The sequence below is a fragment of the Caballeronia sordidicola genome (assembly GCF_000729995.1).
Classification (GTDB): domain Bacteria; phylum Pseudomonadota; class Gammaproteobacteria; order Burkholderiales; family Burkholderiaceae; genus Caballeronia; species Caballeronia sordidicola_A.
Window position 1 is genome coordinate 63,034 of sequence record NZ_JNFG01000007.1, and the last position, 22,094, is coordinate 85,127.

Genomic DNA, 22,094 nt, shown 5'->3' on the forward strand with positions numbered 1-22,094 from the left:
GGTCCCACTTCGTCCCAATGTCGGTCGCTGCGCGGTGCGATCGCCGGTCCTGCCGGTGGTCTCACCCCGCAGCCGCGGCGGTGTTGTTGAACCGCTGCTTAGCTTAATTCGACAGCGCGGTTTGAATAGCCTCAAGCAGGCGCGGATCATCCGCCGTGACGTCCGGCGAGAAACGGCCCACTACGCGGCCGTCCTTGCCAACCACAAATTTTTCGAAGTTCCACAACACATCGGGAGCGGGGTTAGGTTCAATGCCGTAGCCCTTGAGCCGCTCGCGAAACGGGCCGTCGCCAGTTGCGTCCGGCTGCGTGCTGGTCAAGGTCTGGTACAGCGGATGCTGGTCGGCGCCGACCACGGATACCTTCGAAAACATCGGGAATTTCACGTCGTAAGTCAGGCTGCAGAATTCCTTGATCTCGGCGTCACTGCCTGGCTCCTGACCCTTGAAGTTGTTCGCCGGAAAGCCCAGCACCTCCAGGCCTTCGGCGCGTTTGTCCTCGTAGAGCGCCTCCAGGGCCTCGTATTGCGGCGTGAGCCCGCACTTGGAGGCAACGTTCACGATCAACAAGACCTTGCCCTTGAACGGCTCCAGCGTAAGCGCTGCGCCGTCGATGGATGTCACGGGAATATCGTAGATTGTCTGGCTCATGTTTGACTCAGTGGAGAATGGGATCAAGCAGGGATCAAGCGCTTCAGGTCATGCAGGCAAGCGCGATCTATCCTACTCCGGAACCGTGCATGTCTGCGCAGGCCGGTCTTCTCTCCAGGGACCTTCGTCCCGCCATTGCTCATTGCCTGATGATCAATCAGCTTGAATTTGCTTATTGCCCCGATACCCCGAGTTCACTTGCAGCGATCTTCGTCGCGGACTCTCCCGCCAGCAACGATGCCGCAATATGCTCACGCAAGCATGTGATCCACGTCGCAATTTTCGCGTCCAGATACTCGCGCGACGCATAGAGTGCATAAACGGTTGAACTCTGCATCGAGTAGGTGGGCATCACCCGCACCAGTTCACCGCTCCTGAGAAACGAAAGCGCTGTCAATAACGGCAGTGGCGCAATGCCCATCCCTTCGCGCAGTGCGATTGCCAGCGCTTCCGCCGAACTGACACGCAACTTCGCCAGCGGCACGTCGAACACCTCGGTCCCTTGCGCCGCGCTGAAAATCCACTTGTCCGACGCAAAGAAGGAGGTCAGCAGTTGCAGGCAACTATGCTTTTGCAGATCAGCAAGCGTTTCCGGTGAGCCGGCGCTAGCCAGATAAGAGGGCGCCGCACACAGCACGGTAGGTACGCTGCATAGCTTGGCCGCGACCATCGCCGAGTCGGGTAAGGGCGAGTGTGTGACGTACATGGATACGTCGAACCCGCCGTCCACTATGTCCGGTGCATGCTGGGAAAGCGTGAGGTCGACACGCACATCCGGATACTTCTCGCAATACTTCGCGAGCGCCGGAATCACGTAGTACTGGCCGAAAGAGGACGGCGCGTGAAGGCGCAACACACCTCTGGGCAACGCCTTCGCATTGGCCGCCTGCGCCTCGGCTATATCGACCCGATCCAGGATCTCGCGGCATTGCTCAAGGTAGCGCGCGCCCACTTCGGTCAACGCAACCCGTCGCGTGGACCGGTTGAGCAAGCGGCTGCGCAGATGCAGCTCCAGGTCAGAGACTGCTCGCGATGCCTGCGCGGTCGTGCTGCCCAGGAGCTGCGCGGCAGCGGTAAAACTGCCGGTATCCGCCACCGCTACGTACACGCGCATTTTCCCAAGCTTGTCCATCATTCATCCGTTTATCAGGCCAGCGGCTCGGCGTTGTCGCACAGCCGGTCGTGCAGGTTGCGCAACATCTTCACCTCGGCCTTGGTAAAACATTTCACCGCGACGGCCTCGTCATGCTTGGCCAAGGGTAGGACCTCCCGCGTGCTGCAATCCTCTTTCACTGCAATAAATATCGATTGATTTGTCAAGTATATCCCGGCTCTCCTCCTGCCGCGAATCTCACGAAAATCTTCTTCAAACCCGAAAAACGTGTCTAGGGTATTCCCGAATTATTATTTGATACATCAAATATATACTGCACACATATTATTTGATTTTTCATCTAATGTGCTCTGCAATGTGACCGCATTGCAGCCATGCTGATGTCATTGACCCTTTACAAACGCCCCCTTTACCCGCTCGCCGCCCTCCAGCTATGAAAGATAAAATTGCGTTAGAAGAGCATTTCGCCATCGATCTGACTATCGGTGACTCCCAGGTCTATGCGCGCCCCGAGGTGTGGATGCACCTGAAGCAAAACCTTCTGGATTTCGAACATCAGCGGCTCGAGCAGATGGACGAATGGGGCACGGCGTTGTCGATCCTCTCGCTCAACTCGCCCGCCGTCCAGTCTATCCCCGATCCGCAAACGGCAATCCAGGTCGCCAAGCGCGCCAACGACATTCTCGCTGAGCAGATCCAACGTCATCCCACACGCTTTGGCGGTTTCGCCGCGTTGCCGATGCAGGACCCCGAAGCCGCCGCGCGCGAACTGGAGCGCTGCGTGACGCAACTTGGTTTCCACGGTTTCCTGGTAAATGGTTTTTCCCAGGTCGGTGATGAGCAGACCGTTGCTTACTACGATGCCCCGCAGTTCGCCGATTTCTGGAATCACGCGGCAGCTCTGGGCAAGCCTTTTTATATGCATCCGCGCGATCCGCTGCCGAGCCGCGAACCTATCTACGACGGCAGTCCCTGGCTCACAGGACCGACCTGGGCATTCGCTGCGGAAACGAGCGTACATGCGCTGCGCCTGATGTCGAGCGGCCTGTTCGACCGGCACCCCGCATTGCAGATGATCCTAGGCCACTTCGGAGAGGGCATTCCCTTCAACGTCTGGCGCATCGATCACATTCTGCGCAAGGGCCGCCGCGGCATGCCATGCTCCCGTGAGATCGGCGACTACCTCCGCGAGAACGTCTACATCACCACCAGTGGGAATTTCCGCACGCCGACGCTCCTGTCGACCCTGCTCGAAGTGGGTAGCGACCGCATCATGTATTCGGTCGATTACCCGTTCGAAAAGCATGAACACGCCGCACGCTGGTTCGACAACTGCGAGATCAGCGAGAACGATCGTCGCAAGATCGGACGCGACAATGCGCAACGTCTCTTCGGCCTGAAGTAGAAAGCAATGCAGCAGAGGTCCGGAGCCACGATGAACACACAATCGGCTGCACTATCCGATCACAGCAGTAGCACGCCCACGGTTAAGACAAGCGAGATAATCGATATTGCCGCCCTCATCGACAGTCATCCCCTCAGCCGCTTCCAGAAATGGGTGATGGTGCTCGTGGGCTTCTCGGTCGTGATGGATGGCTTTGACGTTCAGGCGATGGGTTTCGTCGCACCGTCGATCATTCGCGAATGGGGCGTTTCCCGCGCAGCGATGGGGCCGGTTTTCGCCACGAGCCTGATCGGCATGATGCTTGGATCGCTGATCCTGGGTCCTGTCGCAGACCGGATTGGACGGCGGCCGGTGTTGATCGGTGCAACACTTTTTCTTTCCATCTGCATGTTCGGGACTTCGTTCGCCTCAACGCTGCCGCAACTCCTGGTGTTACGTTTTATCACCGGCCTGGGGCTTGGCGGCATCATGGGCAACGCGATTGCGCTAGTCAGTGAATACAGCCCGACCCGTAAACGCGCAACACTGATGATGTGGGTCTCGTGCGGCTTCACGGGCGGCGCAGTACTCGGTGGTATAGCGTCGGCGGCGCTGATTCCGGCGGCGGGGTGGCGGTCCGTGTTCCTGTTTGGGGGCGCCGTTCCCCTTGCCATTGCGATAGCGATGCTCGCCTACCTGCCGGAATCGATGCAGTTCCTCGTACTGCGCCAGCGCGGTCTCGCTCGCGTGAGTCACTGGCTTGGCAAGATCGCTCCGCTCGTCGAAAGCGGTGCGCCGCATCGTTATCTCGTGCGCGAGCAGGCGCCGGCAGGCATGCCGGTCAGTGCGCTATTCGCGTCCGGACGCGCGCGCGTGACCCTGCTCCTGTGGGCCGTGAACTTCATGAACCTGCTGAACCTGTTCTTCCTGGCGAACTGGTTGCCGACCATTGCGGCCGATGCAGGATACAGCGTGTCTCGTGCGGCGCTTGTCGGCACCACGCTTCAAGTAGGCGGGGTGATAGGAACGATCGCGATGGGTCCGCTTATCGACCGTTGGGGATTCTTCCGTATCCTGGCACCGGGCTATCTGATCGCGGCGCTGGCAATCGCCGGGATCGGCCAGACGTCGCACGTTTCCTTCGCGCTGATGATGGCTTTCGTTGCAGTCAGCGGCTTCGGCATTGTGGGTGCGCAGCCGGCGAACAATACGCTCGCGGCAACGGTCTATCCTACTGCGTTGCGCGCGACGGGAGTGGGCTGGAGCCTGGGTGTCGGTCGCGCCGGATCGATCGTCGGCCCTATTGTTGCGGGCAATCTGATGGAGTTGCACTGGTCGTCGGGTCACCTGTTTATGGCGGCAGCGATACCTGCGGTGCTGTCCTGCGTGATGATTGCCGTGCTCTCGCGTGACAAGCTCTTTGCTTCAACGTCTGCCGTAACCAATCCTGAACTCGTGTGAACGGCAACGATCACCTTCGAGATGAAAAAAACGTCGCCTATGAGCGACGTTTTTTGCTTTCGCGCAAGACCTTTCGCGCAAGACTTGGGTGACGCCACTATCAAGTGGCATCGCGGCGAAGCGCATTAATGCTCGCGCGGCGGCACACCATCGAAGGCATCCTGAAGCAGGGCACGGATCGCCTTGTATTCAACAGCACGCGGATTCCAATACGGATTGGCGCTGGCAATCTCCGCCGCTCGATCAAGCTGTGCCTCGCTCATCCCGATGTCTTTAAGCGCGACCTGAGCACCATTCGCCTTTGCGAGTTCATACACACCCATCGCCGCGTTGTCGTGCCCAAGTGCGCGTGCTATCCGCTTCATTGCGTCAGGCGTAGCGCTCGCGTTGTAGGCCAGTGCATGAGGCAGGATAATCGTATGCGTAGGCGCATGCGGCAGGTTGAAACTCCCGCCAAGCGTGTGACAAAGCTTGTGATGCAAGGCCATTCCGACACTGCCCAGCACCGTACCGCACAACCATGCACCGTACAGCGCCTGCGACCTCGCGTGACTATCCTCCGGATGAGCGACAACCACCGGCAATGCACGCGCCAGTGACGCAATACCCTCTTCCGCCATCAAGCTGATAATCGGATTGGCATCGCGCGAATAAAGTCCTTCAGCAGCATGCGCAATGGCATTGATCCCACTCGTCAGCGCCAGTTGCGCTGGCAGCGTCAGCGTCAATTCGGGATCATAGATGACTGTCTTGGGAAGCACCCGCAAGTCGGTTCCGGTTCGCTTCAGGCCCGCTTCCGTCAAACCAAAAATAGGCGTCATTTCGCTGCCGGCGTAGGTCGTCGGAATAGCGAGTATCGGCAAGTCCGATTCGAGCGCGATTGCCTTGCCGAGTCCAATGGTCGAGCCGCCACCCACCGCTATCGCGCAATCCGCATTTAATTTTTTAGCCAGTTCCCGGACTTCAACCGCGAGTTCGACAGGCACGTGCATGACGGCGCGATCGAAGATGCCGGCGGCGCGCGACCCGAGCCGTTCGGCAAGCATTTCGGCAACGTCGCGTTGTTGAGGCGAACACAAGATTAGTGCGCGCTCGGCGTTCAGGTTCAGCACTTCACGTTCAAGGTGCTGCAGGCTGCCTGCGCCGAACACCACTCGCGCCGCCCGCGCAGAATAGACGAAGTCAAATGCCTGCATTGATCAACTCCACGGTTGACTGTGAAACCGGCGTCAACGGTTCGACCGCGTAGTCGACTTGAAACCGTGCGGTCCGGATATCGGTAAGATGCTGCCTCACGCGCAGATGCTCGGGATGACTGGCATAGGCATCAAGCGCGTGCTGCGATTCGAAATCGCTAACCAGAACAACATCGCAGGCATAGTCTGCAGCACTCGAATCCATACCGACTTCCAGATGGATCATGCCGGGGATACGTCCCCGCAGCCCTTCGAAGCTGTGCTTGACGAGCTGACGCGAGGCGAGGTTTTCTTCCGGCGTTTCCCCACTCACGCGCCACATGACAATATGCCGGATCATGCCGCAACCCCTTGGCGGTTGAGAACAAAGTCGTATTCGAGCGTATAAAACGGCGTGCTCATGGAGGTGCCGTCTGGCGCGATGCCGGGTTCATGCTTCACCCATTCCACGACCAGATTCGACCGCACGCCAAACACCGCATCCGAATCCAGATACTGATCACCGTCGCGAAACACGTGGGTAATCAGCGTGTCGTAGCCGGGCGCCTTGATCCAGAAATGCAGATGGGCGGGCCGCCACGGATGTCGCCCCAGCGCATCGAGCATTCTTCCAACCGGGCCATCGTGAGGGATCGGATAGGCCTCGGCGAGAATCGACCGGAAATGAAAGCGTCCGTCGGCTTGCGTGCGTAACTTGCCTCGCGCGCTATGAACCATGTCGCCGACGTTTTCAGTCGTTTTCTGCACGTCGTAAAAACCGTCTTCGTCGGACTGCCAGACGTCGATTGACGCATCGGCAACGGGCTCGCCGTTCACGCCGCGAATCTGACCCTGCACAAAACATGGCGCCCCCAACGCGCCATTCGATACATCGTCGCCGTTCTGATATTCCGGCGCGCCGTCTACAAAGAAAGGGCCCAATACGGTTGCCTCGGTACACGCTGCAGGTTTCCTGTTGTTCTGCGTGGTGACCAGCATGGAGAGTCCCAGCGTGTCGGACAGCAGGACGAACTCCTGGCGTTTATCGTCGGTGATATGGCCCACGCCGGTCAGGAACTTGATGGCCGTGAACCACTCATCCTCGGTGAGCTTCACTTCGCGGGCGAATGCGTGCAGATGCTGCACGAGGCTCGTCATGACGGTATGAAGGCGTGGGTTGCCACATCCATCCATTGACGCAAGGACAGCCTGCGTGATGGTGTCTTCGTCGATATTGCGCATTGTGGGTGTCTCCTTTTATGGCCGCTGCCGGTGGTGATCAGCGAGTCTGATTGCGTCGATATTAGCCCTTGGTTCGCTGGAATAAAACGAGCTATAGTGAAATGATATTTCCACCAGGCGGAAAAATCCCTTATGGACCGGTTCACCCAGATCGAATTTTTTGTCCTGACGGCGGAGACCGGCAGCCTTTCCAAAGCGGCGGAGAAGCTGAACATGTCGAACGCTGCAGCCAGCCGAACGTTGAATGCGCTGGAAGAGCGGCTGGGCGCAAGGCTGGTTGAGCGAACCACGCGCCGGCTCTGGCTGACTGATGCCGGGCGCGATTATCACCGGCGCTGCAGCACCATTCTGGCCGAGATGGCCGAGGCCGATTCTGCTGCGGGCGACGCCGCGCTGAACCCGCGCGGCACGTTGCGTGTCACGAGTTCCGTCTCGTTCGCCATGATGCATATTGCGCCGTGGCTGCCCGAGTTCAGCCTGCAGTATCCGGAACTATCCGTGCAGATCGTGGCGGCCAACCGGTATCCGGATTTCATCGAAGCGGGTATCGACGTGGCCATTCGCACGCGTGAGTACGAAGGCGATTCCGGCATCACGGTGAGGCGTCTGGCCGAGACGCGACGGGTACTGGCAGCATCGCCCGGCTATCTGGCGAGGCATGGGCGTCCCAAGACACCCGAGGACCTTGCGGACCACCGCATGCTTGTCTACAACCTTGCACTGGATCCTTACGTGCTGCATCTGACGCGGGGAGAAGAAAGCCGCGACATCGCCATTACAAGCGCGCTTGATTCGAACGAAGGACAGGTAATTTGTGCAGCGGGATATGCGGGCATGGGCATCGTCATTCAGCCGCTGTACATTGTTCACGACGACATTGTTTCCGGCCGTCTGGTGCCCGTTCTCAAAGACTGGCAACTACCCCGCCTCACCATCAATATTGCTTACCAGAGCAGGCGCCACCAGCCCGCCAAAATTCGAGTCTTCACCCAGGCGCTGATCGACCGTGTCGGGCAACTCGATCTTGCAAGGAAGTGGAGCGCACTGCCCCCGTGAGCGATCGGAACGCTCCCTTGCAGCGCTTGGGCCTGTAAAAACTTAGGCGCCGATCATCTGTCTGGCGGCGGTTTCAGCCATCGCCAATGCGGCGTCAGCATCGCGCATCGGGCGGCCACAGCCACGCCCCGTCACTCGTTCGATTGTCTTGGCGTCACGAACCGTTGTCACACGGATAGCGCCTTTGAACATTTGGCCGGGAGACGGAAGGACACAAGCCTCAACAGTCATGTTGCCCTTGGTTTGTTTGAAAGCCATAACATCCTCAATAAATTGGTGCGGTCCGCTTGAAGGAGTTCGCATTAAAATTAAATCGACCAATACTTGGTAATGCTCTTTATCCATCACGAGACCGGGAATCGGCCAGGTCCGCTTTTAACATCAGCATAAGCAACGCTCAGTGAGCCGTGCCGTTGATGGCCAGTCCCGCCGGGCGCGCTTCAAAACGGCATTGAAGATGCTTGGGGTAGTGCACGTCGATCTCGCGTACCAGACGGTCGATTTCATGCCTGAGTTCATCGGCCCGCTCAACGCCTAGCAGATACCCCGCTTTTACCAGACCTTCGCCGAATTTCTCGACCATCAGCGCAGCGAGCGCCGGCGTTTCCGCGCCACGTGTCACGTCCTGCGCGCGGTTTCTTGCGTATCGTTGAATTTCTTCGATCAAAGCCCGAACGTCGTCGGTCATAATACTCCCGCTTTTTATAGTGTCGATCTTGCGAAAACCGTACCGTCTTCGGATCGCTTGGTATTGTTGATCTTCCTCGGTAATAGCCGTGTCGAAAAAGCGCTTACCACCGTAAAGGTTTTGTAAAAACGATGCACGGCACGGCGTGAGCTTTCTTCGGCGCATCGAGTCTCCACGTGGTCCCCGGCGCGCGAGTTGATTGGAATGAAATTAGCTTTGATCGTGGATCGACCGTTTATGGTCCATGGCGTCGATTGGTTCGCTATCCTCTATACGTGTCAGGATCATTTCGGTACGTGAATTCCAGTTGGACTGGAGGAAGTCCCAGTATGTTCTTTTCATTTTTCCTGGAACGCCAGAGGGTTGTGACTGCTCAATTGGCCACCTCCGGCATTCAGAATGACATCGAGCAGCGCCATTGCGTCCATGCCTCCTGGCAGACTACGGACTATGGGGTCGAGACGCCCGTCGATCTGCAATAAGGCAAATCCATGGACAAGTGCCCAGGCGGTCACTATGCGCGCTGCGCTATCCGTGGGCAGTGCAGCGTCGGGCTCTTGCGACGCCCCGACTGCCGCACGTAGCACCGACGACGCGCGGCCCATCGCTTCACGCAAGCCTGGTCTATCGAGGTCGAGCCGTTCGCTGCGAAACATCAGCATGAAGAGACCTGGAAACTCGGTCGCGAACTCAACGTAAGCGTGCCCTTGGGCGGCAAGCTTCGCCTCGGGAGCAGCGGCGGTGGCCGCCGCATTGAGCAGGCGATTCTCGAAGCGTCGGAAACCTACGGCTGCCAGCTCGCTCAACAGCCCGGTCACATTGTCGAAGTGGTTCTTGGGCGCGGCGTGAGAAGCGCCGGCCTCACGTGCAGCGGCTCGCAGCGAGAGCCCGCCGATGCCCTCGCGAGCAAGGATGCGCTCGGCTGCTTCGAGCATTGCCTCACGCAACGCGCCATGGTGATACGGACGCTTGGCGGCATCGGTCAATGCTTGTTTGCTCGTCTTCTTGATGGTCATCTGTTTCCGCCAATGTTGACGCCGTCAATTTTAACTTGACGAAGTTAAGCACAGCATCTACTTTAAATGTTGCTACCGTCAACATTGAATTAAACCGATGACACTCTTCGTTGCAGGTCTCCTGGTCTTCCTCGGCATTCACTCCATCTCCATCGTCGCGCCACGCTGGCGAGATGCACAGGCCGCGCGCATGGGCGAGTACGGGTGGAAAGGACCGTATGCGCTGGCGTCGATCGTAAGTCTTGTCGCGATGATCTACGGTTACGGCATCGCGCGACAGCTACCGGTCATGGTCTACGCGCCGTCGATGGCTCTGCGCCACCTAGCGTTCCTGCTTATGTTGCCGGTGTTTCCTCTGCTGATTGCGGCTTATCTGCCTGGCCGCATAAAACGCCTGGCCAGGAATCCGATGCTGCTCGCCGTGATTTTATGGGCTGCGTCGCATTTGCTCGCCAACGGTACGCTGAACGATCTGCTGCTGTTCGGCGCTTTCCTCGTCTGGGCGGTGGCGGACCTGATCTCGGTCAGCCGGCGCCCCAACGTCCGCCCTGTGCCGAGCGCGCCAGCTTCGGCAATCAACGATGTGATCGTGGTCGTCGCGGGGTTGGGGCTGTACGCGTTCGTGTTGCTGTGGGCTCATGCGCGCGTGGTCGGAGTATCGCCGCTCGGCTGAATGCGGCAGCTTTCAAAAGCCACGACTCATAACGCATCTGACGCTCGCTTAAAGGACCTGATCTGACCAGTGCGCAGCGGGAAAGCGTTAAATCGGTCACCTCTTTCACTCGGCCGCCGAACAGTTCGATGTGACGTTGACGCAATCACAATCTCTGACTAAAGTCAGAGATATGAACGCATCCGACATTCGCCAGGTTCGTAGCTTTAACCGCATAGTCGCCGAGGGCATCGGCGCTATCGATGACCGCTTCCTCGGGCGCGGCCGCCCAATGAGCGAGTCGCGCCTCCTCTGGGAGATCGGCGTTGACGGCGCTGATCTTCGTACTCTTCGCGCTCGTCTTAGCCTCGATTCGGGGTATCTCAGCCGTACGCTCGTTTCTCTTGAACGGCAGGGACTTGTCGTCGTCCAGACGCAATCGGACGATCGCAGAGTGCGCCGGGCTTGCCTGACAAAGGCTGGCCTCGATGAAAGAACTGAACTTGAACGGCTATCCGACGTGATCGCTACTCACGTGCTCGAGTCGCTAAGCGATGAGCAGCGTCGCAGGCTTATCACGGCAATGGGTGAAGTGGAGCGCTTGCTACAGCCATCGCTGATGCGCTTCGCCATTGAGGATCCGAATAGCGATGACGCGCGATGGTGCTTTAAGCAGTATTTCGCCGAACTCAACGAGCGCTTCGAATCAGGATTCGACCCGGCGTTCAGTCTGTCAGCGGATAGCCGCGAACTGACGGCTCCGGAGGGAGCGTTGATCGTGGCGAGACTCCGCGGCAACCCGATAGGATGCGTCGCACTCAAGTTTCACAAGAAGTCACCGGCCGAGCTCAAGAGGATGTGGGTGAGCGCGTCCGCTCGCGGCCTGGGTCTGGGCCGGCGGTTGATTGACGAGGCGGAGAAACATGCCCGGCAGAACGGGGCGCGTGTAATTCACCTGGAGACAAATCGAACATTACACGAAGCGATCGCGCTCTATCGGCAATCCGGATACGTTGAAGTCGATGCGTTCAACACTGAGCCATACGCCCACCACTGGTTCGAAAAGAAGTTGCCCTGACTTGACCGCTTCCTGGCCTCGAAGTCCAGCAAGGCGCCCGAAAGACCGACGATTTCTCGCACTACTTTCGATAGCGATCCCAGGACATCCTGGTTTAGCCTCACGAAGCGGATCCTCCAATACCCGGGTGCAAGCCTGAATCCGAAGACACGCGGCAGGCGTGCCGGAGGCTCGAGCCGAAGCCCAGCCACAGCGCGAGGGAGCCCGTGGAAAGAGCACCCAACGCGATGAAGGCCGTCGAAAAGCCGAAGTGATGCGCGAGCATGCCGCCTAACGCGGGACTAAGCGCGGCGCCTGCCGCCTGGACCGTCATGACCGCCCCCTGGCCTGCGTTCACGCGGCCCGTGCCGTTGAGCAGACGTACCACGAGTGCTGGCACTGCGACGCTTTGCAGCCCGGCGCCGATGCCATCGAGAGTCTGGACTGGCCATACGCCCCACGCGTGGATCACGCTTGCCGCAACAAGCCCACGCACGGGCAGCGCCACGAACGTGATCAGGATCACCCACCAGTAGCCGCGCCACTGGATCAGACGGTTAGCGAAGAATGAGGCGATCACCATCACGAGTTGCGCGACGACAATGGTCGCGGCCGTGAATGCGCTCGGGTCGCCCTGATGCGCGGCGACGACAGCCAGCCCATAGAGCGGCAGCATCGCCGCATTGCCGAGGTGGAAGAGTCCCAGCGCAAGCGCGAGCAGCAGGAGCGGCCGGCAGCCGAGCAGAATGCGTAGGCCGCTCTGCGGTTCCGATGACCCCGTGCGTTCAAGTCCACGCGCATGATCATGGTCGATAGCGCCGGCCGGAATCAGCAGCGCCGCGAGCACCGATAACGCGCCGAACACCGCGCTCAACGCGAACACCGCGCCGAAGCCAAAGCGCCATCCAAGCCATCCCGACAGCGCTGCCGCAACAACATTGCCCGCATGATTGGCGACCTGATTGCGGCCGAACTGCCGGTCGAATCCGCGCTGGCGCACGATGCCGAGCGTGATGCCGGCGAGTGCGGGACCGATTGCGGCGCCGGTGATAGCGGTTGCCACTTGCGATGCCGCTACGGTCCAGTAACCGTGCGCGATCCATGGGAGCAAGGCCGCGAGTACGGTCATGGAGCCGGCCACGACGACTACCGCCCGCTTGCTGCGGGTGGCATCGACGAGTGCGCCGGCGGGCGTCGTCGCGAGCATGCCCGCGAGTCCCCCGATGCTCATCACGGCGCCGATCGCGTCCGCGCCCCAGCCGCGTGACTGGAGAAACACGCCGAGAAACGGGCCGATGCCAGCCTGCACGTCGGCGATAAAGAAGTTGAGCGCCTCCAGCGGTCGAGTGGCTTTCACGTCCGTCACCTCCGACCGTTCTGGTTCGGCCCGGGCTGCGAGCCGAGCGGGCCGGTAACATGCAGGTTAGCGAAATGAATCCATGTCAGCATGATGTCGATGGCTCGCGAAGTTGCCGGCAAAGTCGGCTGAGCGCTACCTTTTGCAAGCCGCATGCCATCGGCGCAGAGCTTGTGGGAGGAGCACCGGGGCGGCGTCCGCGACCACCGCCGTCGCTTTGCTGGACACCATGCGTCCATTAACTGGACAGCCGGCAGCGCACGTGATCAATCAGGCTGAATTGACGCTTGGCATCCCCGGGCGAGGAACTTGCTTCACCTTCTATCCCTTCGCTCATGTGCCATTGGCCTGACCGCATCCTATGCACTCAGCCTCACGCCGCCTCTCATTCGCCAGCACCCTCGCCCTGTTCTGGGTGCTGGTCGCCGTCATGTGCGCGGTGCTCATCGGTCTTGTCTGGTTCATGGGGGGAGCGAACGTGGGAAGGCAGGTCGGCCTCACGCGGCAAACTGCCCTGAGCGCGTGCGAAACCGTAGCGTCACGCTACGATCTCTCCACTGATCGCACAGTGGGAAGCCCGCAGCCGAATACCGATCTGATGCACGCCATCCTCGATGTCGTGCTCGCGCAGATGCAGGGCGTCGAAGGCGGTTTCTGGAGCAATACGAACCTCGCTCGGGGGACGCTCGACGCCTACGCGTATCCGACCTATCAGGGCAGTGGCATCAAGCGCGATATCCCCGAAGCCGAGACGCCGCTGATCTTGCGGACGCTGCGTGAAGCTGCCGCACTTCATGCGAGCGCGTCGGAGTTCGTGGAAGGCCAGGACGACGCCGTGGTGGTCGCCGCCTGCCCGGTCCCTCATCGCGACATGCTGTTCGCGTGGACCCTCACACGCGCGCATCCACCGCTTGGACCTTACGGCAAGACGCTCGTGTCCGTGCTCGCAGTGCTGCTGGCAACGATCGTCCTGATCGCGATTGCGCTCGGCATCCTGCTGCGACGCTGGCGCGCGAACCTTGCCCGCATCGAGACGAGCCTGACCATGCGCGAGCCGCACGGCGATGCCTTCGTACCGTTGGCGTCCACTGGCGAACCGGATCTCGACAAGATTGTCGGCGCGTTCAACGCCTACGGCGAACACACTGCCGCGCTGCAACGGCAGGCCGTCGACCTGAACGCGCGGCTCGCAGGGGCCGAACGTTTCGCCGCGCTCGGACGGCTCGCCGCCCAGGTCGCGCACGAGATCCGCAACCCGATAGGCGCGATGCGGCTGAAGGCGGAAAATGCATTGGCCGGCGACGCGGAGCGCAGGCACCACGCGCTCGTGGCCATACTCGCGCAGATCCAGCGTGTCGAGGGCCAGTTGACAGGCCTGCTCGCGTTGACGCAGCCGGTGCGCATCGAGGCGCATCCGGTGAAGCTGGACGCATTGCTGGCAGAACGTGTGGAACTCCATCGTGATGCGGCGGTGCGCGCCGAGGTCTCGCTCTCGCTTGCGGATGACTCCGATACGAACGACCCGGCTTGCCTGGACGCGGAGCAGATCGCGCGTGCTATCGACAACCTCGTGCTGAACGCCGTGCGTCACACGCCCGCGGGCGGACATGTGACGTTGCTGGCGCGGCGCTCCCGGGACATGCTTCGCATTGAAGTCGCTGACGACGGCCCGGGCGTGCCGGCAGGCGATCGCGAGCGCATCTTCGAACCCTTCGTCACCGGCCATCCGGCAGGTTCCGGGCTCGGTCTGGCCGTAGTGCGGGAGATCGCGGCCGCCCATGGCGGCCGGGCCTTCCTCGACGCTCGTAATCATGGCGCATGTTTTGTCATCGAGATCCCATGGCGCACATCCTGATTGTCGACGACGACGATGCCTTTCGTGAGAGTCTCGCCGAGACTCTCACGGACCTCGGCCATCGGATCACTGAATCCGGCACGGGCCGCGAGGCGCTCGCGTTGCTCGAAGGCCTGCAACGTTTCGATTGCGTGTTCCTCGACTTCCGTTTGCCCGATATGAACGGCATCGAAGTGCTCGAACGGCTGCGCACGATACCGGCGCATAAGGCATTATCCGTAGTTATCCTGACTGCATTCGCGACCAGCGACAACACCATCCACGCCATGCGCCTCGGCGCGTTCGAGCACCTGACGAAGCCGGTCGGACGTGAAACGATCGTCGCACTGATGGACAGGATCGGCGCTTCGGGCCGGCCGCAGGACGCGCGGCCCGAAGCGGGCGTGAAGCCCGTGGAGCCTGTGGACAGCATTCCCAGGTTGATCGGCAAGAGCGAGTCGCTACGTGAAGTACAGAAGCAGATAGGCCGCGCGGCCGCGAGCGATTCAACGGTCCTCCTCACGGGCGAAACCGGCACCGGCAAGGAAGTGGCCGCCCGCGTGCTGCACGATGTATCGCTGCGCAAACGCGGGCCTTTCGTCGCGATCAACTGCGCAGCCATTCCTGCCGAACTGATCGAGAGCGAGCTGTTCGGTCACGTGAAGGGCGCGTTCACGGGCGCGGTTGCGGATCGGCCGGGACGTTTTGCGCAGGCGAATGGCGGCACGCTCTTCCTCGATGAAATCGGCGACCTGCCACTTAACATGCAGGCGAAGCTGTTGCGCGCGATCCAGGAGCGCGTGGTGACGCCGCTCGGCGGCGAACGAAACGTGTCGATCGATGTGCGGATCATCGCGGCGACGCATCGCGAGTTGAGTGCCGAGGTGACGGCGCGCACGTTTCGCGAGGACCTGTTCTATCGGCTCAATGTGATTCCGATCCACCTTCCACCGCTGCGCGAACGTCCTGCCGATATCCCGCAGCTCGCCACGCATTTCCTTGCACTCGCGGCGGCGCGTGGAGCACCGGCGCGTTCGCTAAGTCCGGCCGCCGAAGCGTGCCTGCTCGCCTACCCATGGCCTGGCAATGTGCGCGAACTGAAGAACGCGATGGAACGAGTAACGGCGCTTGCGCGCGGCCCGCTCGTCACCGATGACGATCTTGTTTTCCTGATGGCCGCTCCTGCGGCGCAGGTCGGAATCGCCGATGCCCTGCTCGACCTGCCATTGCCGGAAGCGATCGAACGGCTGGAGCGTGCGTCTATCGAACGGGCATTGCGAGCGAGCTCGGGCAACCGCGCCGAAACCGCTCGCAGGCTCGGGATCAGCCGCCAGTCGCTCTACACGAAACTGGCCGCGTACAAGCTCGGCTAAGTGTCCAGTTGCTTGACGCGTGCTGTCAGTCGCGTGGACACATCGGCTCGTTGCAATCCTCAAGAGGCCCGTGGAATGGAGTTCTCCCGCCCGGCATGGTGCTTGCAAGATGACTTGCTCAACACTGAATGCCGGGAGTTTCAACGATGAACACATTTCACTCAGTAACCCGCTTCGCTTTAGCGTCGATGCTGATCGCTTCGGCTGCCGCGTGCGCCGCGCAGCCCGCGGTGCCTCCCGTGGCGCCCCTGATGCCGCCGCCACCGGTTGGACAGCAACCCGGCGCCATGATGACGATCAGTGGCTCTGTTGGCCGCTTCCTGATCAACCCGGAAGGTGACGTCGATGGCCTGCTGCTCGCGGACAATACCCTGGTCGCATTTCCTCCGCACGTGGGGCTGCAACTGGCGGCATCGATAGCGCCGGGAGACGACGTTCGCATCACCGGTTACGCAGTGCCGGGAGAGTCGATCAGGGCGCAGCAGATCGAGCAAACGCGAACCGGTCGACGCTTCGTGGACCAGCCGCCTGAGGGCCCTGGTGCCGCACCGTCGCCGCGTTCCTTGCGCGGTGCCGGGCTCGTCAAGCTCGGTGCAAGCGGACGCGTTTTGCGCGTGACTACAGCGCCGCGCGGGGAACCGGATGGCGTACTGCTCGCCGATGGCACCGTCGTCAAGCTGACGCCACCGGTCGCGGTGCAATTCGCGAATCTCCTTCAACCGGGCACGACGGTAGCCGCCGAAGGCTATGGAACCCGCAACCGCTATGGCGAATCGTTGCAGGCTACCGCTTTCGGAACGCCGGGCAATCTCACTTCCATCTACAACACCTCACCTCAATAAAGGAGTTTCAAAATGCATTGGATCGATCCCGCCTGTCTGCCGGAAACGCGCGGCAAGCTCACGCAGTTCCTGTTGAATCCCCACGGCGAACTCGATGGTTTCATTCTCGACCACGCCCGGCAAGTCCACTTCCCACCGCATCTGGCAAAGCAAGTGGCGAAGCACATCGTCATCGGGGACAGGGTTCGTATTCGCGGCGTGAAGCCACGCGACGCAGATATTGTCGCGGCAGTGACACTGACTTCCGCGCAGGGCAAAGAGATCGTGGATGAAGGCCCGCAGCATGCGAACCATGAGCACCGGGCAGAACACGATGGCCGGCAAATGGATGCCGAGGGGAAAGTCGTGCTCTCGCTCTATGGACCAAAAGGAGAACTTCGCGGCGCGCTGCTGGAGGGCGGCACCTCGCTGCGCATGCCGCCGCATGCCGCTGCAGAGCTTAAGGCCTACCTGACACCCGGCGCTTATGTGAAGGCGTGGGGGCCAGGCGTGAAGAACCGGTTCGGTTCGACGATCGAGGTGGAGGAAATCGCGTATCTCGTGGATGCAGAATCACTATCTGCTTCCGATATGTGAGGCCTTCATAAACCGCATGGCGAGCCTGAACAGCTTACTGTCCGATGAGTGTTTGTAATCGAACGCGCGCGGTCCGAAGGGCGAATGATCGTTGCGGGTCGGATATCGCAACCGTCGGCGGGCACGGAGCGGCCCCGTGTCCGGTCGAACGCTCAGGTGTCCGCTGCGTTGCGGAGCCGGCCATCCGGTTGTCAAAGGCGAAGGCACCATCCCGGCCCCGCGGTGATTCTTCTCAGCGCTTATTCACCGGCCTGAACCGCATCGATGAGATTGTTACGTAGCGCCACGATCGCCTTCTGCACTTTCGCGAACTCGTCCGGCCCGAGGCCGGTTGCGTCGGTGAGGTCCATCTTCAGCGCTTTCTCACGCAGCCGCCGGCCGGTTTTCGTGAGACTGACCCGCACCTGCCGCTCGTCTTCGGGATCGCGCTGCCTTTCCAGATAACCCAACGCCTCGAGCTTCTTAAGCATCGGCGTGAGCGTGTTGGATTCGAGAAACAGCTTCTCGCCCAGACCGCTGACGGTCTGGTTGTCTTGCTCCCACAGCGCAATGATCGTGACGTATTGCGTATAGGTGAGCCCAAGCTCTTCGAGGATCGGCTTGTACGCCTTGCCGAACGCCAGGTTCGCGGAATAGACCGCAAAGCACAGGTAGTCTGATAGCGGCACGGCCGCAGCGGGCGCTTGGTTCGCACTTTTCATTTGTATCCTCTCTGGCGGGGCGCGACATCTAGCAAACACAAATAATACATCGCATGCGATTTTCTCGCAACAGACTGAAATCTCGACCAGCACTGCGTAGGGAGCAACCCTGCTTGTTCTGATGAGGACTCAGCGGTTCCGGGTGCGCCATCGTCAATTCCGCAACGCCGGGAAACGTTCGGCCAGCCTTACGCGTCGTTTTCCATCCGACGCTGTGACCGTCACGCATGAGGAACAAGGATGCGCGACGGCCCAGCGACGCAGCGATGCTCGGTCTAGTGGCGCGCGAAAAGGTTGTCGCGCGGCGTCACGGCGACATGGCTCCCCGCTTGAGACAGTCCGGAGGCTACACCGCCATACGCCTCGTCCAAGCCAGTTGCGCCGGCGCGTTCGGCGGTGACGGTTCGCACGCTCTGACCGCTTTGCGACGCAGGTGCGCCAACCGCGGGCCGGTAAAAAGGGGCCGGGCCATAGCCGCTTGCAAACACGGGTGCGGCGGCGAATGCAGAAACCGCGACGAGCAGCGCAACGATAAGCTTGGTCTTCATGATGGGAATTCCCTAAAAAGAGGTTAAATGTGCGGCACGTGCCTCAGCGAAAGACACGTGCCTCGGTGGATCACACCGTGACGATGTTCGTGGCGATCTCGATGTTGCCGCGCACCGACTTCGAGTACGGGCAGATCTGATGGGCCAGCTTCGCGATTGCCTCGACAACTTCCGTTGCCAGACCTGGCACGCGGACGGTGAACTCGGCGCCCAGGAACCACGCGCTACCGGTCTGCCCAATGTTGACCTTGATGTCCACGGAATAGTCGGGCGGCAGCGTGACCTTCTTCAACTGGGCCGCAATCCCGAACACGGTCGTGTAACAGGCCGACCAAGCGCCCGCAAACAACTGCTCAGCTGTCGGGTGCGGCTCGGTGGCGATGAACTCAAGGCTTTCAACGCCCGGCGCTGTCAGCTTGAGGTCGAACACGCCAAACTCACCACTCTGGAGATTAGGGTCGCGATTGACCGTGGCGTGGCTGTTGCCTGAGGCGAGGACTTTTTCGATCTTTTCCATGATGGCTTCCTTCGTGAATAAGGGTTTTGAGAGACTTTACATTGCACACGATTTCATCGTATGCGATCTTAAATAAAAACAAATAACAGGCTTGCGTCGATGAAACTGCTCAGAGGTTTTAGCGAGAGCCGCATGCCTCCTCCGATCACACCGTAACGACGTTCAGGCCGACTTCGATGTTGCCGTGCACAGCCTTCGAGTACGGGCAGATCTGATGGGCGAGGCGTGCTATTGGTTCGACGACTTCCGTGGCCAGACCCGGCGCGCGGATGGTGAACTGGGCGCCGAGGCAGTGTCCGGCACCGACCGACCCAATGCTTACCTGGATGTCCACCGAATAGTCGGACGGCAGCGTGACCTTTTTCATGGAGGCCGCAATCTCGAATGCGCTGATGTAACAGGCCGACCACGCGCCCGAAAATAATTGCTCGGCTCTCGGGTGCAACCCGGTGGCGATGAACTCGCGGCTTTCATCGCCGGACGCTGACAGCTTGAGGTCGAGGACGCCGTACTCACCGCGCTCGACATTGGGGTCGTGATTGATCGTTGCGTGACTGTTGCCTGAGAAGAGGACTTGTTCGATCTTGGTCATGATGGATTCCTTCGTGCGTAAGGGTGTCAAGTTGGTTTAAATCGCATGCGATGTAGTCGCATGCGTCGCATAATAAAAAAAGAGCCAACGAATGTCAATCGCAAAAGATTTAATCGCATACGCTTTTCGATAGGTATGAATAAAACCTTGCGTTGGTCAGTGTGATGCCGCACGCGATGCGCTGGTCCAGAGCACCGCTGATTGACCGGCGTACGAAAAACTTCAGGGCCGTACAGTTGCTTCACGTTTATACGAAACGCGAAAGTACAGTTCGATATCCCGGCATCGAAGTCGACGACACGCTCGTATCCGCTCGTGAATGGCAGGCGCGGTACGCGCCTTTCAGTGCAGTTTGACGATCATCCCTGGGCTGTCCGGAGTGTGAGCCGAAGCAAACCCCAAGCTTCTCGGCCGAGGCGGAGCTTTCGCGACCGTCTCCTCGGAGGGTCGTCCGGGACAACACTCAGCCTATTTTCTCGAACGCGGCTTTGTACAGGGTTTGCTTCGGCTCGGCAAACACTCGCCGCACCATGGGTTCGAAGAACTCTAGCGGCAGCGTTTGTGCATCCGGATCAAAGGCCGCCGCGTCATATTTCTCGCAGAAATGCGCGGTACGTTTGAACAGCTCCGGCACGCCGCGGTAGCTATCGCGCAGATTGCGGTCCATGCCCATGTGGTGAAAGAAGTAATACCCCTGGAAGATCCCATGGTGCTTGACCATCCAGTGATTTTCCGCGCTGACGAACGGCTCCAGCAGCACGGCTGCGACGTCGGCATGGTTGTAACTTCCCAGGGTATCGCCAATGTCGTGCAGCAGCGCGCAAACCACGTATTCCTCGTCCTGGCCGTCGCTATGCGCGAGCGTGGCAGTTTGAAGGCTATGCGTCAGACGATCGACAGGAAAGCCGCCAAAGTCGCCATTCAGCAATTGCAGGTGGCCCAGCAGGCGTCCTGGCAGTCCTTTGGCAAACGGTCCAACCTCACTACCGATGATCGCCCAATCCTGCTCCGTTCCCTCTCGCATATGGCGAAAGGCGGCGCACTGTTCATTGTCTTTCATGGCACTACTCCTTCTCTGTAATTGGAGCTTCAATATTCGGGGGACGGCGATATAAAATCCAATAACTGGAAGGTCAAAATCCATAACTTGCAGGAATGGCATGATTGACAACGACCTTGCATATTTCCTGACCATTGCGAGTACCGGTACGTTGGCACGCGCCGCCGGCCAGCTAGGCATTTCCCAGCCGGCCGTGACCAAGGCCATACAGCGGCTTGAACGCAAGGTGGGGGTTGCGCTGGTCGAGCGCACCGCACGCGGTTCGGTATTGACCGAGGCAGGCAAGGTATTCCATGCACGGGTATCGGGCGTGTCCTTGCAGCTCAATAGTGCGCTGCAGGAAGCGCGCGATATTGGTGGTGGACACGCGGGCCTGCTGCGTATCGGTGCGACGCCGGCCACCACGAGATTTGCGCTGCGCTCGCTCTTCCCAACGTTGCTGGTAGAGCGGCCCGCCGCACGCGTCAATGTGACTACAGCGTTTAGCGATGTGCTATTGGAGGCAATTGATCGGCGTGAAGTGGAACTGGCTGTATGCCCCTTGCCCGACACATTGGACTCATCCATGGCCAAGGAGGTGCTTTATGACGATCACTACAGCTTGATGGTTGCGACCGGGCACCCTCTGGCTGAGCGGGAATCGGTCACGCTGGAGGATCTGGTGGACTGCGCATGGGCCGCCTCCAGTCGACAGGAATTTGCGCGTGTGCAGATCGAGCAAGCCTTCGCAAAACACGGGTACCCACGTATGCGCATTGTGGCCGAGGCCAATAGTTTGGCCGCATTGTTTCTGATCGTATCGACCACGCAGCTGGTTAGCTTGATCAACGCGCGCAGCTTCGATACTGGCCCCCTGCCGTTCGACATCGCCGTGCGTCCGATCCAGCTTGACGGCCTGCTGCGTCAGGTCGGACTGATACGAAGGGCCGGCTATCTATCCCCGATCGCGCAACGCGCTCAGGAAATTTTGCGCAACGCAGCCTGGGAGTTGTCTGTGCAGTTGGATATCGACGGCGATTAGCGGCATTTCCTGGATGCGTTGATCATGCGTTTGAAACGGTCAACCAAGGAAAGTACTTGTCGACATTCATATAGCCGAGGTGCGCAGATACCGCTTTCCGTCGATCGATACAAATGCATCTCGGGCAGCCGCCGCAATCGCCCCGGCTGCGCCGAATGCCAGCACGACACACGCCGCCG

Annotated in this window: 24 protein-coding genes and 1 pseudogene; 11 read left to right on the forward strand and 14 right to left on the reverse strand. The window is 60.1% G+C overall.

Features of this window, described 5'->3' with window-relative positions:
* Nucleotides 1–103: 103 nt before the first annotated feature.
* Together FH08_RS0107325 and FH08_RS0107330 are read right to left on the reverse strand one after the other, a co-directional pair.
* Entirely contained in the window at nt 104–649 is a 546-nt protein-coding gene (locus FH08_RS0107325) for a glutathione peroxidase (protein ID WP_031357702.1), read from the reverse strand.
* A 172-nt stretch (nt 650–821) separates the two neighbouring features.
* On the reverse strand, nt 822–1,781 hold the full coding sequence (locus FH08_RS0107330; protein WP_031357703.1) for a LysR family transcriptional regulator: 960 nt from the start codon (nt 1,779–1,781) through the stop codon (nt 822–824).
* A 415-nt stretch (nt 1,782–2,196) separates the two neighbouring features.
* On the opposite strand from FH08_RS0107330, the gene FH08_RS0107340 reads away from it, so the two are divergent.
* Nucleotides 2,197–3,168, forward strand: a complete 972-nt coding sequence (locus FH08_RS0107340; protein ID WP_031357704.1) for an amidohydrolase family protein — start codon at nt 2,197–2,199, stop codon at nt 3,166–3,168.
* A 30-nt stretch (nt 3,169–3,198) separates the two neighbouring features.
* Nucleotides 3,199–4,608 carry an MFS transporter gene (locus tag FH08_RS0107345; RefSeq protein ID WP_051887872.1) on the forward strand — a complete coding sequence of 470 codons (1,410 nt, stop codon included), beginning with the start codon at nt 3,199–3,201 and terminating at the stop codon, nt 4,606–4,608.
* A 125-nt stretch (nt 4,609–4,733) separates the two neighbouring features.
* Here FH08_RS0107345 and FH08_RS0107350 read toward each other — a convergent pair whose 3' ends face one another.
* Genes FH08_RS0107350 through FH08_RS0107360 form a run of 3 tightly spaced genes read right to left on the reverse strand, consistent with a single transcriptional unit; the run spans nt 4,734 to nt 7,025 of the window.
* Entirely contained in the window at nt 4,734–5,804 is a 1,071-nt protein-coding gene (locus FH08_RS0107350) for a maleylacetate reductase (protein ID WP_031357706.1), read from the reverse strand.
* Nucleotides 5,791–6,144 carry a Dabb family protein gene (locus tag FH08_RS0107355; RefSeq protein WP_035565546.1) on the reverse strand — a complete coding sequence of 118 codons (354 nt, stop codon included), beginning with the start codon at nt 6,142–6,144 and terminating at the stop codon, nt 5,791–5,793. Before FH08_RS0107355 ends, FH08_RS0107350 begins: the two co-directional genes overlap by 14 nt.
* Complete coding sequence (locus FH08_RS0107360) at nt 6,141–7,025, reverse strand: intradiol ring-cleavage dioxygenase (protein WP_031357708.1); 885 nt, start codon at nt 7,023–7,025, stop codon at nt 6,141–6,143. Before FH08_RS0107360 ends, FH08_RS0107355 begins: the two co-directional genes overlap by 4 nt.
* Before the next feature lie 132 nt (nt 7,026–7,157).
* On the opposite strand from FH08_RS0107360, the gene FH08_RS0107365 reads away from it, so the two are divergent.
* Entirely contained in the window at nt 7,158–8,081 is a 924-nt protein-coding gene (locus tag FH08_RS0107365; RefSeq protein WP_031357709.1) for a LysR family transcriptional regulator, read from the forward strand.
* Nucleotides 8,082–8,123: 42 nt separating this feature from the next.
* Here the strand turns inward: FH08_RS0107365 and FH08_RS0107370 are convergent, their stop codons facing one another.
* The 3 genes from FH08_RS0107370 to FH08_RS0107385 form a co-directional block, all read right to left on the reverse strand.
* The gene (locus FH08_RS0107370; RefSeq protein ID WP_152602746.1) at nt 8,124–8,426 is read right to left on the reverse strand and encodes a hypothetical protein; all 303 of its coding nucleotides are present in this window, start codon (nt 8,424–8,426) and stop codon (nt 8,124–8,126) included.
* Between the two features lie 52 nt (nt 8,427–8,478).
* A complete protein-coding gene (locus FH08_RS51690; protein ID WP_031357711.1) occupies nt 8,479–8,769 on the reverse strand; it encodes a hypothetical protein in 291 nt (96 codons plus the stop codon).
* Nucleotides 8,770–9,107: 338 nt separating this feature from the next.
* The gene (locus FH08_RS0107385; RefSeq protein ID WP_051887873.1) at nt 9,108–9,785 is read right to left on the reverse strand and encodes a TetR/AcrR family transcriptional regulator; all 678 of its coding nucleotides are present in this window, start codon (nt 9,783–9,785) and stop codon (nt 9,108–9,110) included.
* Nucleotides 9,786–9,882: 97 nt separating this feature from the next.
* On the opposite strand from FH08_RS0107385, the gene FH08_RS0107390 reads away from it, so the two are divergent.
* On the forward strand, nt 9,883–10,458 hold the full coding sequence (locus FH08_RS0107390; protein ID WP_031357713.1) for an NnrU family protein: 576 nt from the start codon (nt 9,883–9,885) through the stop codon (nt 10,456–10,458).
* 172 nt (nt 10,459–10,630) lie between these two features.
* The gene (locus FH08_RS0107395; RefSeq protein WP_031357714.1) at nt 10,631–11,515 is read left to right on the forward strand and encodes a bifunctional helix-turn-helix transcriptional regulator/GNAT family N-acetyltransferase; all 885 of its coding nucleotides are present in this window, start codon (nt 10,631–10,633) and stop codon (nt 11,513–11,515) included.
* A gap of 100 nt (nt 11,516–11,615) precedes the next feature.
* Here the strand turns inward: FH08_RS0107395 and FH08_RS0107400 are convergent, their stop codons facing one another.
* Nucleotides 11,616–12,851 carry an MFS transporter gene (locus FH08_RS0107400; RefSeq protein ID WP_031357715.1) on the reverse strand — a complete coding sequence of 412 codons (1,236 nt, stop codon included), beginning with the start codon at nt 12,849–12,851 and terminating at the stop codon, nt 11,616–11,618.
* A gap of 361 nt (nt 12,852–13,212) precedes the next feature.
* Between FH08_RS0107400 and FH08_RS0107405 the strand changes: the two genes are divergently transcribed.
* From FH08_RS0107405 to FH08_RS0107420, 4 genes are all read left to right on the forward strand, one after another.
* A complete protein-coding gene (locus tag FH08_RS0107405) occupies nt 13,213–14,706 on the forward strand; it encodes a sensor histidine kinase (RefSeq protein WP_031357716.1) in 1,494 nt (497 codons plus the stop codon).
* Nucleotides 14,691–16,058 carry a sigma-54-dependent transcriptional regulator gene (locus FH08_RS0107410; RefSeq protein ID WP_031357717.1) on the forward strand — a complete coding sequence of 456 codons (1,368 nt, stop codon included), beginning with the start codon at nt 14,691–14,693 and terminating at the stop codon, nt 16,056–16,058. Before FH08_RS0107405 ends, FH08_RS0107410 begins: the two co-directional genes overlap by 16 nt.
* Nucleotides 16,059–16,204: 146 nt before the next feature.
* Nucleotides 16,205–16,900: a hypothetical protein gene (locus tag FH08_RS0107415; RefSeq protein ID WP_031357718.1), complete on the forward strand. Its 696-nt coding sequence runs from the start codon at nt 16,205–16,207 to the stop codon at nt 16,898–16,900.
* A gap of 12 nt (nt 16,901–16,912) precedes the next feature.
* A complete protein-coding gene (locus FH08_RS0107420; protein WP_031357719.1) occupies nt 16,913–17,476 on the forward strand; it encodes a hypothetical protein in 564 nt (187 codons plus the stop codon).
* 239 nt (nt 17,477–17,715) lie between these two features.
* Here the strand turns inward: FH08_RS0107420 and FH08_RS0107425 are convergent, their stop codons facing one another.
* The 4 genes from FH08_RS0107425 to FH08_RS0107440 all read right to left on the reverse strand — a co-directional run bounded on the left by FH08_RS0107425 (nt 17,716) and on the right by FH08_RS0107440 (nt 19,834).
* Nucleotides 17,716–18,177 carry a MarR family winged helix-turn-helix transcriptional regulator gene (locus FH08_RS0107425; RefSeq protein WP_031357720.1) on the reverse strand — a complete coding sequence of 154 codons (462 nt, stop codon included), beginning with the start codon at nt 18,175–18,177 and terminating at the stop codon, nt 17,716–17,718.
* Nucleotides 18,178–18,452: 275 nt separating this feature from the next.
* A complete protein-coding gene (locus tag FH08_RS0107430) occupies nt 18,453–18,725 on the reverse strand; it encodes a hypothetical protein (protein WP_031357721.1) in 273 nt (90 codons plus the stop codon).
* Nucleotides 18,726–18,795: 70 nt separating this feature from the next.
* On the reverse strand, nt 18,796–19,242 hold the full coding sequence (locus FH08_RS0107435) for an OsmC family protein (protein ID WP_031357722.1): 447 nt from the start codon (nt 19,240–19,242) through the stop codon (nt 18,796–18,798).
* Between the two features lie 145 nt (nt 19,243–19,387).
* Nucleotides 19,388–19,834 carry an OsmC family protein gene (locus FH08_RS0107440; RefSeq protein ID WP_031357723.1) on the reverse strand — a complete coding sequence of 149 codons (447 nt, stop codon included), beginning with the start codon at nt 19,832–19,834 and terminating at the stop codon, nt 19,388–19,390.
* A gap of 170 nt (nt 19,835–20,004) precedes the next feature.
* Between FH08_RS0107440 and FH08_RS53250 the strand changes: the two are divergent.
* Nucleotides 20,005–20,190 (forward strand): annotated as a pseudogene (locus tag FH08_RS53250) (hypothetical protein); the annotation flags it as partial.
* A gap of 107 nt (nt 20,191–20,297) precedes the next feature.
* On the opposite strand, the gene FH08_RS0107450 reads toward FH08_RS53250, so the two are convergent.
* Nucleotides 20,298–20,894, reverse strand: coding sequence for an HD domain-containing protein (locus tag FH08_RS0107450; RefSeq protein WP_031357725.1), 597 nt, complete (start codon nt 20,892–20,894; stop codon nt 20,298–20,300).
* 100 nt (nt 20,895–20,994) lie between these two features.
* On the opposite strand from FH08_RS0107450, the gene FH08_RS0107455 reads away from it, so the two are divergent.
* Nucleotides 20,995–21,915 carry a LysR family transcriptional regulator gene (locus FH08_RS0107455; protein ID WP_031357726.1) on the forward strand — a complete coding sequence of 307 codons (921 nt, stop codon included), beginning with the start codon at nt 20,995–20,997 and terminating at the stop codon, nt 21,913–21,915.
* Nucleotides 21,916–22,094: the final 179 nt, after the last annotated feature.

Excerpts from the sequence above, each read along its gene's own strand:
- FH08_RS0107325 (WP_031357702.1), bottom strand. The coding sequence starts at position 649 with ATGAGCCAGACAATCTACGATATTCCCGTGACATCCATCGACGGCGCA.
- FH08_RS0107330 (WP_031357703.1), bottom strand. The coding sequence starts at position 1,781 with ATGGACAAGCTTGGGAAAATGCGCGTGTACGTAGCGGTGGCGGATACC.
- FH08_RS0107340 (WP_031357704.1), top strand. The coding sequence starts at position 2,197 with ATGAAAGATAAAATTGCGTTAGAAGAGCATTTCGCCATCGATCTGACT.
- FH08_RS0107345 (WP_051887872.1), top strand. The coding sequence starts at position 3,199 with ATGAACACACAATCGGCTGCACTATCCGATCACAGCAGTAGCACGCCC.
- FH08_RS0107350 (WP_031357706.1), bottom strand. The coding sequence starts at position 5,804 with ATGCAGGCATTTGACTTCGTCTATTCTGCGCGGGCGGCGCGAGTGGTG.
- FH08_RS0107355 (WP_035565546.1), bottom strand. The coding sequence starts at position 6,144 with ATGATCCGGCATATTGTCATGTGGCGCGTGAGTGGGGAAACGCCGGAA.
- FH08_RS0107360 (WP_031357708.1), bottom strand. The coding sequence starts at position 7,025 with ATGCGCAATATCGACGAAGACACCATCACGCAGGCTGTCCTTGCGTCA.
- FH08_RS0107365 (WP_031357709.1), top strand. The coding sequence starts at position 7,158 with ATGGACCGGTTCACCCAGATCGAATTTTTTGTCCTGACGGCGGAGACC.
- FH08_RS0107370 (WP_152602746.1), bottom strand. The coding sequence starts at position 8,426 with ATGGATAAAGAGCATTACCAAGTATTGGTCGATTTAATTTTAATGCGA.
- FH08_RS51690 (WP_031357711.1), bottom strand. The coding sequence starts at position 8,769 with ATGACCGACGACGTTCGGGCTTTGATCGAAGAAATTCAACGATACGCA.
- FH08_RS0107385 (WP_051887873.1), bottom strand. The coding sequence starts at position 9,785 with ATGACCATCAAGAAGACGAGCAAACAAGCATTGACCGATGCCGCCAAG.
- FH08_RS0107390 (WP_031357713.1), top strand. The coding sequence starts at position 9,883 with ATGACACTCTTCGTTGCAGGTCTCCTGGTCTTCCTCGGCATTCACTCC.
- FH08_RS0107395 (WP_031357714.1), top strand. The coding sequence starts at position 10,631 with ATGAACGCATCCGACATTCGCCAGGTTCGTAGCTTTAACCGCATAGTC.
- FH08_RS0107405 (WP_031357716.1), top strand. The coding sequence starts at position 13,213 with ATGCACTCAGCCTCACGCCGCCTCTCATTCGCCAGCACCCTCGCCCTG.
- FH08_RS0107410 (WP_031357717.1), top strand. The coding sequence starts at position 14,691 with ATGGCGCACATCCTGATTGTCGACGACGACGATGCCTTTCGTGAGAGT.
- FH08_RS0107415 (WP_031357718.1), top strand. The coding sequence starts at position 16,205 with ATGAACACATTTCACTCAGTAACCCGCTTCGCTTTAGCGTCGATGCTG.
- FH08_RS0107420 (WP_031357719.1), top strand. The coding sequence starts at position 16,913 with ATGCATTGGATCGATCCCGCCTGTCTGCCGGAAACGCGCGGCAAGCTC.
- FH08_RS0107425 (WP_031357720.1), bottom strand. The coding sequence starts at position 18,177 with ATGAAAAGTGCGAACCAAGCGCCCGCTGCGGCCGTGCCGCTATCAGAC.
- FH08_RS0107430 (WP_031357721.1), bottom strand. The coding sequence starts at position 18,725 with ATGAAGACCAAGCTTATCGTTGCGCTGCTCGTCGCGGTTTCTGCATTC.
- FH08_RS0107435 (WP_031357722.1), bottom strand. The coding sequence starts at position 19,242 with ATGGAAAAGATCGAAAAAGTCCTCGCCTCAGGCAACAGCCACGCCACG.
- FH08_RS0107440 (WP_031357723.1), bottom strand. The coding sequence starts at position 19,834 with ATGACCAAGATCGAACAAGTCCTCTTCTCAGGCAACAGTCACGCAACG.
- FH08_RS0107450 (WP_031357725.1), bottom strand. The coding sequence starts at position 20,894 with ATGAAAGACAATGAACAGTGCGCCGCCTTTCGCCATATGCGAGAGGGA.
- FH08_RS0107455 (WP_031357726.1), top strand. The coding sequence starts at position 20,995 with ATGATTGACAACGACCTTGCATATTTCCTGACCATTGCGAGTACCGGT.